This is a genomic window from Pseudogemmobacter blasticus (assembly GCF_003071405.1).
Taxonomy (GTDB): domain Bacteria; phylum Pseudomonadota; class Alphaproteobacteria; order Rhodobacterales; family Rhodobacteraceae; genus Pseudogemmobacter; species Pseudogemmobacter blasticus.
The window spans coordinates 981,341-996,474 of sequence record NZ_CP020470.1; the positions used below are offsets into that span (position 1 = coordinate 981,341).

At 68.9% G+C, this 15,134-nt stretch carries 14 protein-coding genes; 12 read left to right on the forward strand and 2 right to left on the reverse strand.

Annotation, left to right across the window (positions count from 1 at the left end):
• Positions 1–13: 13 nt before the first annotated feature.
• Genes B6K69_RS04730 through B6K69_RS04740 form a run of 3 tightly spaced genes read left to right on the forward strand, consistent with a single transcriptional unit; the run spans position 14 to position 4,416 of the window.
• Positions 14–1,450, forward strand: a complete 1,437-nt coding sequence (locus B6K69_RS04730) for a class I adenylate-forming enzyme family protein (RefSeq protein WP_108642970.1) — start codon at positions 14–16, stop codon at positions 1,448–1,450.
• 24 nt (positions 1,451–1,474) lie between these two features.
• Entirely contained in the window at positions 1,475–2,467 is a 993-nt protein-coding gene (locus B6K69_RS04735; protein WP_123876533.1) for a type 2 periplasmic-binding domain-containing protein, read from the forward strand.
• Between the two features lie 23 nt (positions 2,468–2,490).
• A complete protein-coding gene (locus B6K69_RS04740) occupies positions 2,491–4,416 on the forward strand; it encodes a tripartite tricarboxylate transporter permease (RefSeq protein ID WP_108644776.1) in 1,926 nt (641 codons plus the stop codon).
• 4 nt (positions 4,417–4,420) lie between these two features.
• On the opposite strand, the gene B6K69_RS04745 is transcribed toward B6K69_RS04740, so the two are convergent.
• A complete protein-coding gene (locus B6K69_RS04745) occupies positions 4,421–4,957 on the reverse strand; it encodes a DUF2478 domain-containing protein (protein WP_228156806.1) in 537 nt (178 codons plus the stop codon).
• Between the two features lie 46 nt (positions 4,958–5,003).
• Between B6K69_RS04745 and mobA the strand changes: the two genes are divergently transcribed.
• From mobA to B6K69_RS04790, 9 genes are all read left to right on the forward strand, one after another.
• Positions 5,004–5,642 carry a molybdenum cofactor guanylyltransferase MobA gene (gene mobA / locus B6K69_RS04750; protein WP_228156807.1) on the forward strand — a complete coding sequence of 213 codons (639 nt, stop codon included), beginning with the start codon at positions 5,004–5,006 and terminating at the stop codon, positions 5,640–5,642.
• Positions 5,632–6,573 carry a molybdopterin guanine dinucleotide synthesis gene (locus tag B6K69_RS04755; protein WP_206340542.1) on the forward strand — a complete coding sequence of 314 codons (942 nt, stop codon included), beginning with the start codon at positions 5,632–5,634 and terminating at the stop codon, positions 6,571–6,573. The genes mobA and B6K69_RS04755 overlap by 11 nt, the downstream gene beginning before the upstream one ends.
• Entirely contained in the window at positions 6,566–7,564 is a 999-nt protein-coding gene (locus B6K69_RS04760) for an NAD(P)H-binding protein (protein WP_108642973.1), read from the forward strand. Before B6K69_RS04755 ends, B6K69_RS04760 begins: the two co-directional genes overlap by 8 nt.
• A gap of 183 nt (positions 7,565–7,747) precedes the next feature.
• On the forward strand, positions 7,748–9,349 hold the full coding sequence (locus tag B6K69_RS04765; protein ID WP_328588489.1) for an ABC transporter substrate-binding protein: 1,602 nt from the start codon (positions 7,748–7,750) through the stop codon (positions 9,347–9,349).
• Between the two features lie 46 nt (positions 9,350–9,395).
• Positions 9,396–10,460, forward strand: coding sequence for an ABC transporter permease (locus B6K69_RS04770; RefSeq protein ID WP_108642974.1), 1,065 nt, complete (start codon positions 9,396–9,398; stop codon positions 10,458–10,460).
• Positions 10,457–11,362 carry an ABC transporter permease gene (locus B6K69_RS04775; protein WP_108642975.1) on the forward strand — a complete coding sequence of 302 codons (906 nt, stop codon included), beginning with the start codon at positions 10,457–10,459 and terminating at the stop codon, positions 11,360–11,362. The genes B6K69_RS04770 and B6K69_RS04775 overlap by 4 nt, the downstream gene beginning before the upstream one ends.
• Positions 11,359–12,207, forward strand: a complete 849-nt coding sequence (locus B6K69_RS04780) for an ABC transporter ATP-binding protein (protein ID WP_108642976.1) — start codon at positions 11,359–11,361, stop codon at positions 12,205–12,207. The genes B6K69_RS04775 and B6K69_RS04780 overlap by 4 nt, the downstream gene beginning before the upstream one ends.
• 112 nt (positions 12,208–12,319) lie before the next feature.
• A complete protein-coding gene (locus B6K69_RS04785) occupies positions 12,320–13,096 on the forward strand; it encodes an ABC transporter ATP-binding protein (protein ID WP_108642977.1) in 777 nt (258 codons plus the stop codon).
• The gene (locus tag B6K69_RS04790; protein ID WP_108642978.1) at positions 13,093–14,163 is read left to right on the forward strand and encodes a dipeptidase; all 1,071 of its coding nucleotides are present in this window, start codon (positions 13,093–13,095) and stop codon (positions 14,161–14,163) included. The genes B6K69_RS04785 and B6K69_RS04790 overlap by 4 nt, the downstream gene beginning before the upstream one ends.
• A gap of 66 nt (positions 14,164–14,229) precedes the next feature.
• On the opposite strand, the gene ubiV is transcribed toward B6K69_RS04790, so the two are convergent.
• Complete coding sequence (ubiV, locus tag B6K69_RS04795; RefSeq protein WP_108642979.1) at positions 14,230–15,132, reverse strand: ubiquinone anaerobic biosynthesis protein UbiV; 903 nt, start codon at positions 15,130–15,132, stop codon at positions 14,230–14,232.
• Positions 15,133–15,134: the final 2 nt, after the last annotated feature.

The window sequence follows — 15,134 nt, forward strand, 5'->3', positions numbered from 1 at the left end:
GGGCAAGGGATATATGACCGCCAGTTTTTCCACCGCCTTTGAAGAGAGCAGCCGCGCCCATGCGGGCCGTGTCGCCACGCTGGACGCGGCAGGGGGTCCGGTCAGCTTCGAAAACCTGTTCTACACCATGATGGCCTTTGCCGAAGCCTTGCAGGACCGGGGTGTCGGGCCGGGCGATCTGGTGGCGGTGCATGTGACAGATGCCATTGCCGGATCGGCGCTGCGGCTGGCCTTGCTGCGGATCGGCGCCACCGCGATGGGGCGCTGCGCCCCCGAAGGCGGCGAAGGCTATCGCCCCGACTGGCACCTGATCACCGAAGGCACGGCCGCCACCGGCGGGCGCGACATCGCGGTCGGGCGAAGCTGGGTCCGGTCGCCGCAGCGATGGGTGCCGGTGACGACGGGCGGGGCGATGATCCGCAGCACCTCGGGCACCACGGGGGTGCCGAAGCTGCGGCGGATCACCGATGAAGGGCTGCTGGCCCGCATCACGCGCGGGTCGGACTGGCGCGGTCGCCCGGAAGGCGCGGTCTTCATCGGCTATGCCACGCCATCAGGCCCGTTCTTCAACCACATGGGGCGGGCGCTGCTGGGCGGGGTGATGCAGGTGCATCCGCGCGACGATGACGCGGCCTCATTGGCGCTGATGGAGGCGGCGGAGGTGACGGCGGCGTTCCTGTCACCCTGGAATTTCCGCCGGATGGTGGCGGCGGTCGAGGCGGGGGCGATGCGGCCCAGCAGCCTGCGGCGGATCATGGTGGGCGGCGGCGAGGTGGCGCCCGATCTGGCGGCGCGGGCCGAGGCGCTGTTCGGGGCCGAGGTGGTGCTGGGCTATGGCAGCAGCGAGACCGGGTCGATCGCGCACACCCGCCCTGCCCTGCACCCCGATGTGCCCGGTTATGTGGGCCCGGTTTACGACGACATGGCGTTCCGCCTGTGCGCCGAGGACGGCAGTCCGGCCGATCCGGCGACGGGGGGCGAGCTGTGGTTGCAGGTGCCCGAGCCGATCCGGCTGCACGATTTCCCCTCGGGCCGGCCGCTGGCCGATGCCGAGGGCTGGGTGGCCACCGGGGATCTGTGCCGCATCCTGCCCGATGGCGGGCTGCAATTTCTGGGCCGCCGGTCAGAGCTGCTGAACATCGGCGGCACCAAGCGCGCGCCGCATCTGTTCGAGGCGCTGGCGCGCGGCTTTCCCGGCGTGGCCGATGTGGCCGCGTTCCGGCTGCCCGAACCGGGCGGCGGTGACCGGCTGGGGCTGGCGGTGGTGCCGGGGCCGGGTTTCGATGCCACGGCGCTGGCCGCGCATCTGACCGGCCATCTGGGCGCCCGCTGCCCGTTCGACATGGTGGTGCGGGACGCCATTCCCGTCACCCCCGCCGGCAAGACAGACCGGCGACGATTGAGCGACGAGCATGTTTCACAAAGCCCGGAGAGTGTTGCGCCGGGTTGATTTTCAAACCGATGAGGAACGACCATGCCGATTGGCCCCAAGGTTCTTGCCAGTGTCCTCTGCCTTGCCCTGCCCTCAATTACATTGCCCGCCCTTGCCGCTGCCGAGACGCTGACCCTTCAGGTCGGCTATGGTCCCGGCGGGTCTTATGACGAAGCGGCGCGGCTGCTGGCCGACCATATCGGGCGCCACCTGCCGGGCACGCCGACGGCGGTGGTCGAGAATGTGCCCGGTGCGGGCAGTCTGAAGCTGGCGAAGATGATCATGCAAAGCCCGGTGACGGATGGCAGCACGATTGCCACGGTCAGTTCGGCGCTGGCGCTGCTGCCGGTGTTCGACCCCGGCAATACCGCCTTCGATCCGCGGGCGGTGCCCTATCTGGTCAGCATGACCAATTCGGCGTCCTACTGCATCACGCCCAAGGCTTCGGGCATCGACACGCTGGACAAGTTCCTGACCGAAAGTTTCAAGGTGGGGGCCACCGGCAAGGACAGCACGACCTATACCTACCCGGCCGCGATCAGAAACGGGCTGGGAGCGAAGTTCGATATCGTGACCGGGTTCGAAAGCGCGACCGAGGTTGATCTGGCGATGGAGCGCGGCGATGTGCAGGCGCGCTGCGGCATTGGCACGACAACGCTGTTCAAGGGCGACATGATGCAGCGTTACAACGTGATCGTCGAGCTGGCGACCGAACCGAAGCACGAGATCGAGGGTGTGCCCTTCCTGCTGGACCGCGCCCCGGATGCGGCGACGCGGGCGGCGCTGACGCTGGTGCTGTCTTCGGGCACAATCCACATTCCCTTCATCGCCCCGCCCGCCACCAGCCCCGAGGCGCTGGCCAATCTGCGCGCGGCCTTTGCGGCACTGGCCGATGACGCCGCGTTCATCGCCGCCGCCAAGGCGCAGGGCTTCACCCTGATGATGACGCAAGGCCCCGAGGTCGAGGCGATGATCCGCGACTTGCTGGCAACCGATCCGGCGGTGCAGGACAGGGCGCGGGCGCTGGTGCAGTAGCGCCGGGCCGCGCGGGGCCGATGATGGACGCGCTGCTGATCGCCCTTGGCGCGTTGATGGAGCCGGCCCGGCTGCTGTTGCTGGTGGCCGGGGTGGTGTTCGGTCTGGTGATCGGGGTCATTCCGGGCATCGGCGGGCTGTTCGGGCTGACCATCCTGATTCCGCTGACCTATACGCTGGACCCGGTGGCGGCGTTTGCGCTGCTTCTGGGCATGGCCTCTGTCACCACCACGTCAGACACGATTCCGGCGGTGCTGATCGGGGTGCCGGGCACGGTGGGGGCGGCGGCCACGGTGGTGGACGGGCATCAACTGGCCAAACAGGGGCAGGCCGCGCGGGCGCTGGGGGCGGCCTATTCGGCCTCGCTCATCGGGGGGCTGTTCGGGGCGCTGCTGCTGGCGCTGGCGCTGCCGGTGATGCGGCCGCTGGTGCTGTTGCTGAACTTTGCCGACCTGTTCGCCATCACCGCCTTCGGCCTGACGCTGGTGGCGATGCTGGCCGGGCGTGACCCGCTGAAGGGAATGGTGGCGGCGCTGGTCGGGGCGCTGGTCGCCTTTGCGGGGCTGGACCCCTATGAAGGCGTGGCACGCTGGACCTTTGGCGAGGTCTATCTGTGGGACGGGGTGCCGACGGCGATTGTGTTTCTGGGCCTGTTCGCGGTGCCGGAACTGGCCGGGCTGCTGGCACAGGGCCGGATTCAGGCGGCAGGAGCGCCGACAGACCCCGGCGGCTTGCGGCGCGGCATCGGCGACACGCTGCGCAACCTGCCGCTGGTCTTGCGCAGCGGAGGCTTGGGCGCCTTGCTGGGGGCGGTGCCGGGGATTGGCGTGACCGTGATCGAATGGGTGGCCTATGGCGATGCCGCCCGCCGCCCCGGCAAGGGGCCGGCCTTTGGCGAGGGCAACATCCGGGGCGTGATCGCCCCCGAAAGTGCCAACAATGCCAAGGAAGGCGGGGCGCTTCTGCCGACGCTGGCCTTCGGTATTCCCGGTTCGGCCCCTATGGCGCTGCTGCTTGGGGCGTTCACCCTGCACGGGCTGGTGCCGGGGCCGGACCTGTTGCGCGACGAGGCGCCTTTCGTGGTGTCGCTGGTGCTGACGATTGCCCTGGCGAACCTGATCGGCGCGGGCCTGTGCCTGATGCTGACGCGGCCGCTGGCGCGGCTGGCGCTGGTGCCGGCACCGGTTCTGGTGCCGGTGGCGCTGGCCTTCGTGGTGCTGGGGGCGTTCCAGACCACCCGCGACCCGCGCGATTTCGCGGTGCTGCTGGTGTTCTCGGCGCTGGGGCTGGCGATGAAACGCTACGGCTGGTCGCGGCCCGCGCTGACGCTGGGGCTGGTGCTGGGGCCGAACCTTGAGCGGTTCTTCTTCCTGTCCTGGCAGATTTCGGGCTGGAGCTGGCTGGCACAGCCGCTGGTGATCGGGCTCTTGGCGCTGGCGGCGCTGCTGCTGGGGCGGCAGGTCCGGCGGTTCCGGCGCGACAGGCCGGGGGCTGCGGCCGGCGCCATGGGGCGCGGCGATGCCGTTCTGGGGCTGGGGCTGGCCATGGGGGCCGCGGGGGTGCTGGCGGCCTGTCTGGCGCTGCCGGTGGCGGCGGCGATCTTTCCCGCGCTGGTGGCGGGGATGGCGCTGGCGGCTTCGACGGCGCTGCTGCCGCGGCTGTGGCGCGCGGCGGCGCTGCCCGTGGCCGGTGAACGGGCCGGACTGGGCGCGGACCTGCGGTTTCTGGTAGCGGGCGTCGGGGGGCTTGCGCTGCTGCTGATGGCCCTGGGGCATGTGGCGGGGCCGGCGGCCTTCGTGCTGCTGGCGGCGGCGGTGCTGCGCCGGCCGGGGGCGCGGGCTGCGCTGCTGGCGGCGGGGCTGACGGCGGCGGTCAGCTATGCGCTGTTCGACCTGCTGGCGCCGCAAAGCTGGCCGCAGCCCTGGCTTTGGGCGATGTGGCCGGGCTGAACGGTCAGGCCACAGCCGCCGCCGCGGCGGCGCGCGCCCAGGACAGAACCGCATCTTCGTCTGGCGCCAGAGCCATGGCCAGACCTTCGGCAAAGGTCTGAAGCGCGGGCAGGTTCAGCGCGGAAACCGCCGTCAGCACCGGCAGGCCATCGGCCAGCGCGCGGCCGATCACCGGGCGGAAGCCGCGCCCCTCGGCCTCGTGCTTGCCGAACTTGTTGAGGATCAGCAGCGCCGGGCGGTGGCGGTCAAGCTGGTCTTCGACCAGGGCAACCGCCTCTTCCAGACGGCCTGCGTCCAGCCGGCAGCCGCGCGCCAACGGCCCCCGGTCCTGCGAGATGCGCAGCCGTTCGGGCCGGCCCAGCAGGCGCAGGTCCATATGGCAGCTCCGGTCCGGGTCGAAGGTAATGTTTTCCTGCACGACGCCGGCCAACGCATGGCCTTCGGCCAGCAGACAGTCGGCCACGGCGGCCAGCAGGCGGTCGCCAGCGCCCCGGCCTTCGGTCACGACATAGGCAAGCGTGGCGGGATCGGTGCGGGTCAAAGGGGCCTCCTTGCGGCACGGAGACCGGCATAGCATCATCGCGGGCATGAGCAAAGCGCCCCCGCCCCCTGCCCCGATGCTGCCGGCCGTCATTCTGGCGGGCGGGCTGTCGCGGCGGATGGGGGGCGGCGACAAAGGGCTGCTGCTGCTGGCGGGGCGGCCGGTGCTGGCGCATGTGCGCGACCGGATCGCGCCGCAATGCGGGCGGCTGGCGCTGAACGCGAACGGCGATCCGGCACGGTTCGCCGGGCTGGGGCTGCCGGTGCTGCCCGATGCGCTGCCGGCCGGGGTTGAGGCCTGGCCCGGCCCGCTGGCAGGGGTGCTGGCGGCGCTGGACTGGGCGGCGGGCCTTGGCGCGGCGGGTGTGATCACCGTCGCCTCGGACACGCCGTTCCTGCCGGGGGATCTGGTGGCGCGGCTGGTGGCGGCGGGGCCGTTCGCGCTGGCCGCCGGAACCGAGGACGGGGAGCCACGGCTGCACCCGGTCTGCGGGCTGTGGCCGGTGGGGTTGCGCGATGCGCTGGCGGCGGCGCTGGCGGCGGGGGAGCGGCGGATCGGCAAATGGGCGCAGGCGCAGGGGGCGGCGGTGGCGGTGTTTCCGGCGGCGGCGCCCGATCCGTTCCTGAACCTGAACACGCCGGACGATCTGGCCCGGGCCGAGGCGGCGCTGCGGCATGAGGTTTGACAGCGTGCTGATCACCGATTGGTCGGGCGGCGGCGACCGGGGCCCGCGCCCGGTGAAGGATGCGATCTGGGCCGGGCTGGCACGGGCGGATGGCGGCCGGGAGGCGCCGGTCTATCTGCGCAACCGGGCGGTAGCCGAGGACTGGATCGCGGCCACGCTGGCCCGCGAACGGGCGGCCGGGCGGCGGGTGCTGGCGGGGTTCGATTTTCCCTTCGGCTATCCGGCGGGCTTTGCCACGCGGGTGGTGGGGCGGGCCGATCCGCTGGCCCTGTGGGACTGGTTCGCCACGGAACTGCCGCCGGGGCGTGGGACAGCAGATGAACCGTGCCGCTTTGCACTGGCCGGGCGGCTGAACGGGCTGTTCCCCGGCATCGGGCCGTTCTGGTTCAATGGCCGGCGGGACGACGTGCCGGGCCTGCCGCGCAAGGGGAATGCCCGGCAGGGGCATGGGATGGCGGAACGGCGGCTGGCCGACAGCCGGGCGAAGGGGGCCTTTCCCTGCTGGCAGATGGGCGGCGCCGGGGCGGTGGGATCGCAGGCGATGACCGGACAGGCCGCGTTGGCGCGGCTGCGGCGGCGGTTCGGGGCCGATCTGGCGGTCTGGCCGTTCCAGCCCTGCGACCGGGCCGGGATTGTGCTGGCCGAGGTCTGGCCGTCGCTTCTGGGCCGGGCGGTGGTGCCGGAACCGGCCGAGGTGAAGGATGCCGCGCAGGTGCGGCTGCTGGCGGCGGCGCTGGTGGGGATGCAGGCGGCGGGGCATCTGGCGGATCTGCTGGCCACGGCGCCCGAGGTGGCAAAGGCGGAAGAGGGCTGGATTCTGGGCCTTGGGGCCGAAGACAGCTTGACCCGCGCCCTTCTGTCCCCTTCTGGCCGGGCGGCGGCTGGCCTAGGGTCGGCGTCGATGACCTGTGAGGACACCGTGAATGACTGACGCGCGCCCTGCCCCGACCCGCCCGCTGCGGGTGATGCTGCTGGGGGCCACCGGCACCATCGGCCGCGCGACCGCCGCGGCGCTGGTGGCGCGGGGGCATCAGGTGGTGTGCCTTGTGCGCCCGAAGCCCGGCGATGACAGCCGCCGCGGCCTGCCCGACGCGGTGGACCTGCGCCTTGGCGCGGCGGGCGATCCGGTGTCGCTGGCGCGCGACGGGTTTCGCGGCGAGCGGTTCGATGCGCTGGTCAGTTGCCTTGCGTCCCGCACGGGGGCGCCGCGCGATGCCTGGGCCATAGACCATGCGGCGAATCTGGCGGCCCTGCAGGCGGCGCAGGCGGCGGGAGTCGGGCAGATGGTGCTGCTGTCGGCGATCTGCGTGCAAAGGCCGCTGCTGGCGTTCCAGCAGGCCAAACTGGCCTTCGAGGCGGCGCTCATCGCCTCGGGCCTGCGCTATTCCATCGTGCGGCCGACGGCGTTCTTCAAATCGCTGTCCGGGCAGGTGGCACGGGTGCGGGCGGGCAAGCCGTTCCTGCTGTTCGGTGACGGCCGGCTGACCGCCTGCAAGCCGATCAGCGACGGCGATCTGGGGGCCTATCTGGCCGATTGTCTGGGCAACCCTGAGCGGATCAACCGCATCCTGCCCATCGGCGGCCCCGGCCCCGCCATCACCCCGCGCGATCAGGGCGAGTGGCTGTTCCGGCGGTTGGGGCTTGAACCGAAGTTCCGGCAGGTTCCGGTGGGGCTGATGGATGCGATCATCGCCGGGCTGACGCTTGCGGGCAAGCTGTCGGCCAAGGCCGCGGAAAAGGCGGAATTCGCACGGATCGGCCGCTATTACGCGACCGAGTCGATGCTGGTTCTGGAGGCCGGAGCAGGGCGTTACGATGCCGGCGCCACGCCAGAAACAGGAACGGAAACACTTTTCGATTACTACGAAAAGCTGATCCGCGGCGAGGTGACGGTGGACCTGGGCGAGCACGCGGTTTTCTGACGCATTCCCGCAACCCCTGATTGCAATATCCCGTCCGCTGCCCAGAGCCGCGCCATTTGCCAGCCCGTGCCTGTAGAGGCGCGACAGGACACCCATTGACAGTTGTGTCCGGCGTTAGTCCTATCGCCCGATGAACCGGACCCGCAGACGGGACCGGAGCAACACTTTTCAGGGAGTTCCAGCATGAAACTGATGTCCGGGTTCGGTCGCAGCGCGGCCGTTGCGATTCTTATGGCCGGCACCGCGCCGGCGGCCTTGTTTGCCGAGACGCCTGCCGACACGCTGGTGATTGCCGATGCCATTGACGACATCGTTTCCATCGACCCCGGCGAGGCGTTCGAGTTTTCGGGCACCGACCTGAACAACAACCTTTATGACACGCTGATCGAACTGGACCCGGCCAAGCCGGGCGAGCTGGTGCCGGGCCTGGCCGAAAGCTGGTCGGTGTCGGAAGACGGGTTGACCTATACCTTCAAGATCAAGTCCGGCGTCACCTTCAGCAGCGGCAATCCGGTCACGGCGGAAGACGCGGCCTTTTCGCTGCGCCGCGTGATCAAGATGGACAAGACCCCCGCCTTCATCCTGAGCCAGTTCGGCCTGACCGCCGAAAACGTGGACCAGATGATCACCTTCGACGGCGACACGCTGACGCTGAAGACCGACAAGGCCTATGCGCCGTCCTTCGTCTACAACTGCCTGACCGCCGGCGTGGCCAATATCGTCGACATGAAGACGGTGATGGCCAACGAGGTGAACGGCGACCTTGGCAACGAATGGCTGAAGGCCAATTCGGCTGGCACCGGCGCCTATATTCTGAAAAGCTTCAAGCCGAACGAAGGCTATGTGCTTGAGGCGCGCGCCGGCCACTGGCGCGGCGATGCGAAGATCAAGAATGTCTTCATGCGCCATGTGCCGGAAGGCGCGACCGAGCGGCTTCTGCTGGAAAAGGGCGACATCGACATCGCGCGCGAACTGACGCCGACCGATGTGCAGGGCCTGGAAGGCAATGCCGACGTGAAGATCCAGAACGACGTGGGCGGCCAGATCTACTATCTGGCGCTGAACCAGAAGAAGGCCGAACTGACCAATCCGAAGGTTCAGGAGGCCATGCGCTATGCGATCGACTATTCGGGCATGACCGACTCGATCCTCAAGGGCATGTGGGTGGTTCACCAGAACTTCCTGCCCAAGGGCTTCCTTGGGGCGCTGGATGAAAACCCCTACGGCCTGGACATCGAGAAGGCCAAGGCGCTGATGGCGGAATCGGGCGTGACCCTGCCGCTGGAGGTGAGCTTCACCGTTCGCAACAACCAGGAACGGATGGACATCGCGCAATCGGTGCAGAACACCTTTGCCCAGATCGGCATCAACCTTGTGCTGGATGTGGGTGACGGCAAGCAGGTTCTGGAAAAGTATCGCGGCCGCCAGCACGAGATCACGCTGCAGACCTGGGGCCCGGACTACCCCGATCCGCAGACCAATGCCTCGACCTTTGCCTGGAACCCCGACAACAGCGACGAGGCCAAGAACGCCGGCGTTCTGGCCTGGCGGACCGCCTGGGACCCGGGTGCGGAGATCAACGGCGCGACCGAGGCGGCTGTTCTGGAAAAGGACACCGACAAGCGCAAGGCCATGTATGAAGACCTGCAACGCAAGGTGCGCGACAGCTCGGCCTTCGTGCTGATGTTCCAGCAGGCCCGTCAGGACGGGATGCGCGCCAATGTCTCGGGCTTCTACTCGGGCGGCGCGGCGGATTCGGCCGCCTACTGGCTGGTCACGAAGTAAGCGACAGGGCCGCCGCGCCACAGGGGCGCGGCGGCCCGTTTTCCAGATGACCACAATCCCCGCCTCACCGCGCAATTCGCGCGCCCTTTCCGTGCTTCGGCAGATTGCGACCGGCTTCATGACGCTGGCGCTGACGCTGCTGGGGCTTCTGGTAATCACCTTCGTGATCAGCCGGGTCGTGCCGATTGATCCGGTGCTGTCCATCGTGGGCGAACGCGCCACGCCCGCGCAGATCGAGGCGGTGCGCCAGTCGCTGGGGCTGGACCAGCCGCTGTGGCGGCAGTTCCTGATCTATGTCGGCGACGCCTTGCAGGGGGATCTTGGCCGGTCGATCCGGTCGGGCGAAGAGGTGGTGAGCGAGATCAAGCGCTATTTCCCCGCCACGCTGGAGCTGGCCACGCTGGGCACGCTTTTCGGCACGCTGGTGGGGGTGCCGGCGGGCGTGCTGGCCGCCACGCGGCCCGGCAGCATTGCCGACCAGATCGTGCGTCTGGTGGGGCTGATGGGCTATTCCATGCCGGTGTTCTGGCTGGGGCTGATCGGCCTTCTGGTGTTCTACGGCAAGCTGAACTGGGTGGGCGGGCCGGGCCGTCTGGACCCGACCTATGACATGATGCTGCAATTCACCCTGACCACCTATACCGGGGCGATCCTGATCGATTCCGCGCTGAACGGCGCCTGGGATGTGTTCCGCAATGCGATCAGCCACATCATCCTGCCGGCGGGTCTGCTGGGCTATGTCTCGATGGCCTATATCAGCCGGATGACCCGCAGTTTCATGATGAACGAGCTGGGGCAGGAATACATCACCACGGCCCGGGTGAAGGGTATGCCCGAGTGGCGGGTGATCTGGGTCCATGCCATGCGCAACGTCATGGTTCCGCTGATCACGGTGATTGCCCTCAGCTATGCCTATCTGCTGGAAGGGTCAGTCCTGACCGAGACGATCTTTGCCTGGCCGGGCCTGGGCCTTTACATCACCAACGGGCTGTTCGCCGCCGACATGCCGGCGGTGCTGGGCGGCACGGTGGTGGTGGGCGTGGCCTTCGTCACGCTGAACATGCTGTCGGACATCCTGTATCGGCTGGTCGATCCGAGGGCGCGGACATGAGCAGCTTGCGCCTATGGCTGACCGACCCCAACCCCACCTCGCGCCGGCAGGCCCGGCTGGGGCAGCTATGGCTGGCCTGGCTGCGCATCCGCCGCAACAGCCTGGCCATGGCCGGGCTGGTGATCGTGGCTTTGCTTGTGCTGGTGGCGGTCTTCGCGCCGCTGCTGGCGCCGCATGACCCGCTGGTGCAGGATCTGGGCCGCCGGCTGCTGCCGCCCGGCACGCCCGGCAACCTGCTGGGAACCGACGACTTCGGCCGCGACATCCTGAGCCGGATCATCTATGGCAGCCGCATCACGCTGTACATCATCGGCCTTGTGGCGGTGACGGCGCCGGTGCTGGGGCTGCTGATCGGCACGGTGGCGGGCTATTTCGGCGGCTGGGTCGATGCGGTGCTGATGCGCCTGACCGACATCTTCCTGGCCTTCCCGCGGCTGATCCTGGCGCTGGCGCTGGTGGCCGTGCTGGGGCCGGGGATCGAGAACGCGGTGCTGGCCATCGCGCTGACCGCCTGGCCGCCCTATGCCCGGATCGCCCGGGCCGAGACGCTGACCGTGCGCAATTCCGACTATATCGCCGCAGTGCGCCTGCAAGGCGCCGGGGCGGTGCGGATCATTGCCGGGCATATCGTGCCGATGTGCCTGTCTTCGGTGATCATCCGGGTCACGCTGGACATGGCCGGGGTGATCCTGATCGCCGCCGGTCTGGGCTTCCTTGGCCTGGGCGTGCAGCCGCCGATGCCGGAATGGGGTCTGATGATCAGTTCGGGCCGCAAGTTCCTGTTTGAACAATGGTGGGTGGCCACCATGCCGGGGCTGGCGATCTTCATCGTCTCGCTGGGGTTCAACCTTCTGGGCGATGGTCTGCGCGACGTGCTGGACCCGCGGAGTGCGCCGAAATGACCCTTCTCGACGTGCAGAACCTGCGGGTGACCTTCGACACCGAGACCGGGCCGGTGCAGGCGGTGCGGGGCGTGTCCTTCAGCCTTGGCCGCGAACGGCTGGGCATCGTCGGCGAAAGCGGATCGGGCAAGACCATGACCGGCCGCGCCGTGCTGCGGCTGATCCGCCCGCCGGGCCGGATCGAGGCCGACCGGATGGTGTTCGACGGTCAGGATCTGATGAAAGCCTCTGACCGCGAGATGCGCGCCCTGCGGGGCCAGCGCATCGGCATGGTGATGCAAGACCCGAAGTATTCGCTGAACCCGGTGATGAGCGTGGGCCAGCAACTGACCGAAGGCCTGCGCCTGCGCGACCGGATCGGCCGGGCAGCGGCCCATGCCAAGGCGGTGGCCGCCCTGGAGGCGGTGCAGATCCGCGACCCCGAGCGGGTGATGGCCGCCTATCCGCACGAGCTTTCGGGCGGGATGGGCCAGCGGGTGATGATCGCGATGATGCTGATCCCCGAACCCGACCTGCTGATCGCGGACGAACCGACCAGCGCGCTGGATGTGACCGTGCAGGCCGAGGTGCTGTCGATCCTGGACGGGCTGGTGCGCGACCGGGGCATGGGGCTGATCTTCATCAGCCACGACCTGCGGCTGGTGTCGCGGTTCTGCGACCGCGTGCTGGTGATGTACAAGGGCCGCATCGTGGAAGAGGTGCAGGCCGGCAACCTGCTGGCGGCGAAGCACCCCTATACGCAAGGTCTGCTGAACTGCCTGCCCCGCATCGGCGGGCCACGCGCCCCCCTGCCCGGGCTGGACCGCAGCGGGGCCTGGGCGCAGGACAACGGGGGCACACGATGACCGGGCGTCCGGGCGGGGACCGCCGGAGTTTTGTAAAACTCCGGGCCGGACCCTTTGAAGGGTCCGCTGCGGTTTCTTTGAAGAAACCGCTTCGTGGCAACGGGGGCACACGATGAGCCTGATCGAGATCGACAACCTTTCCGTCACCTTCCGGGCCAAGGGCCGCGAGGTGCAGGCGGTGCAGGGTGTCAGCCTGACCGTGGGCGAGAAGGAAAGCTATGGTCTGGTCGGCGAAAGCGGATCGGGCAAGTCCACCATCCTGCGGGCGATCTGCGGGCTGGCGCCGGTGTCGGGCGGCACCATCCGCATTGGCGGCAAGGTGATCCCGTCGCCGCGCGGGCGCGATTTCAGCCGCCGGGTGCAGATGGTGTTCCAGGACCCTTATGCCAGCCTGCACCCGCGCCACACCATCGACCGCACGCTTTCGGAACCGCTGGCGATCCATGGCATCGGCAATTCCGACGCCCGCGTGATGCAGGTGCTGGAGGATGTGGGGCTGCCAACCTCGTTCCGGTTCCGCTATCCGCATCAACTGTCGGGCGGGCAGCGGCAGCGGGTGGCGATTGCGCGCGCGCTGATGCTGAACCCGCAGATCCTGCTGCTGGACGAGCCGACCAGCGCGCTGGATGCCAGCGTGCAGGCAGAGGTGCTGAACCTGCTGAACCGCCTGCGGGCCGAACATGGGTTGACCTTCCTGATGGTCAGCCATGATCTGGCCGTGATCGACCACATGTGCGACCGGGTGCTGGTGATGCAGCATGGCCGCGCCGTCGAGGAACTGTCGCGCGAGGCGCTGGCCGCCGCGCAGATGAAAACCGCCTATGCCCGAAGCCTGTTCGACGCCAGCGCCGACCGGCTGCTGGGCCCAACACCGGAACCTGTGAAATGATCCCTGTCTTCGACGGCCATAACGACCTGCTGCTGCGCCTGCTGGATGACCCCGCCCGGCGCGAGGAAATCTTCCTGACCGGCGAGGGCAAGGGCGACCTTGACCTGCCGCGCATGAAGGCGAGCGGCTTTGCGGGCGGCTTCTTCGCGATCTACCTGCCCTCGCGCAGCGCCAAGGTTGAGGAAGAGGAGGACGACGACTATCAGGCGAAGATGGAGGTTCCGCCCTATTGCCTGCCCCTGCCCGACCTGATCGACTTTCCCGCCGCGATCCGCCCCGCGACCGAAGCGGCGGGGCATCTGTTGTGGATGGAACGCGCCAGTGAAGGCGCGCTGAAGGTCTGCCGCACCGCGGCCGAGGTGGCGGCCTGCCTGAAAGACGGCACCATTGCCGCGATCATGCACATGGAAGGCGCCGAGGCGATCGACGAAAGCCTGGATTCTCTGCACCTGTTCCACGCCGCCGGCCTGCGGTCGCTTGGCCCGGTCTGGAGCCGGCCGACGATCTTTGGCCATGGCGTGCCCTTTGCCTATCCGTCCAGCCCCGACACCGGGCCGGGCCTGACCGAGGCCGGCAAGCGGCTGGTGGCCGAATGCAACAAGCTGCGCATCATGATCGACCTGAGCCATATCAACGAAAAGGGCTTTGACGATGTGGCGCGGCTGTCGGATGCGCCGCTGGTGGCCACCCATTCCAACGCCCATGCGGTGACGCCCTCGTCCCGCAACCTGACCGACCGGCAGTTGGCGGTGATCCGCGACAGCGGGGGCATGGTCGGGCTGAACTTCGCCGTGGGCTTCCTGCGGCCCGATGGCGGCAAGGGCGAGGATTGCGGCTGGGACCCGGTGCTGCGGCACATGGATCACCTGCTGAAGCATCTGGGCGAGGATCACCTTGGCTTCGGGTCCGACTATGACGGGGCCGCGACGCCCGCCGTCATTGGCGATGTGACCGGCCTGCCCCGGCTGCTGCAGGCGCTGTCCGATCATGGCTATGACCGGCCGCTGCTGGAGAAGATCGCGCATGGCAACTGGCTGCGGCTGTTGCAGCGCACCTGGGGGGCGTGAGCGCCGAACTCATAGGAAAAGGGCCGGCGGTTGCGCCGGCCCTTTTTCGTTGTCGGACCGGAGTGGTCAGGCCGCCGCGCCGCTGAAGCTGCTGCCGACATCCCCGCGGACGAAACCATCGCAGAATTCGGCCCCCGGCATCAGGCGGCGCAGTTCGGCCACCAGATCGGGACCGCTGCCGTCGGGCGCGGCCAGACGGGCGGCATAGGCTTCGGCCACCGCGACGAAATCGCCGACATGCGGCGAAAGACGCAGCGCGGCGACGCCCGCTTCGCGCAAGGCGTTGATCTGGCGGGCGACCGTGGTCACGGCGCGGCCCAGCGTCTGCACCCCGTTCACCGTCAGGAAGGCGTGGCCGTCCAGCGTATCGACATCGCGACCGTCCGGGTCATCGCCGCAGACGAACTGACAACTGTCCTTGGCGCGGTCGGTCAGCCGGGCGTGGTAGCAGCGGCCCGAGATCGCCAGCGGCGCGCGGCCATGCGCCCAGACCTCGACCGCGACGCCGGCCTCGGCCCCGGCCTTCGCCAGCGTGGCAATGGCGGGCAGCGGCAGTTCGGGCGGCAGGCAGATGCGTGTGGCGCCGCGACGCGCCAGCCAGTTCACCGTGCCTTCGTTATAGACGTTCACCATCGGCCCCACCCAGAACGGCGTGCCTTCGGGAATGTGGCGCAGGGCCGACAGGTCGTTCACCTCGACCGGCAGGCCCATGGCGACCAGATCGTCGGTCTGCTTGCGTTCGCGTTTCAGCGTGATCAGCGCCAGCGAGGTGACGGCCACCTCCTTGCCGCCGGCCAGCAGGGCCTCGACCGCGCCGGGAATTTCGTCCTGCCAGAACGGCAGCCGCTTCGAGCAGACCCATTCGCCGATCACCACGCGGGAAACCGGGGTGGTGGCAAGCGCGTCATAGAAATCGCGCACGGTTTCGGCGGTCCAGAAAAAGGCGTTGGGGCCAACGGTCAGGTCCATCG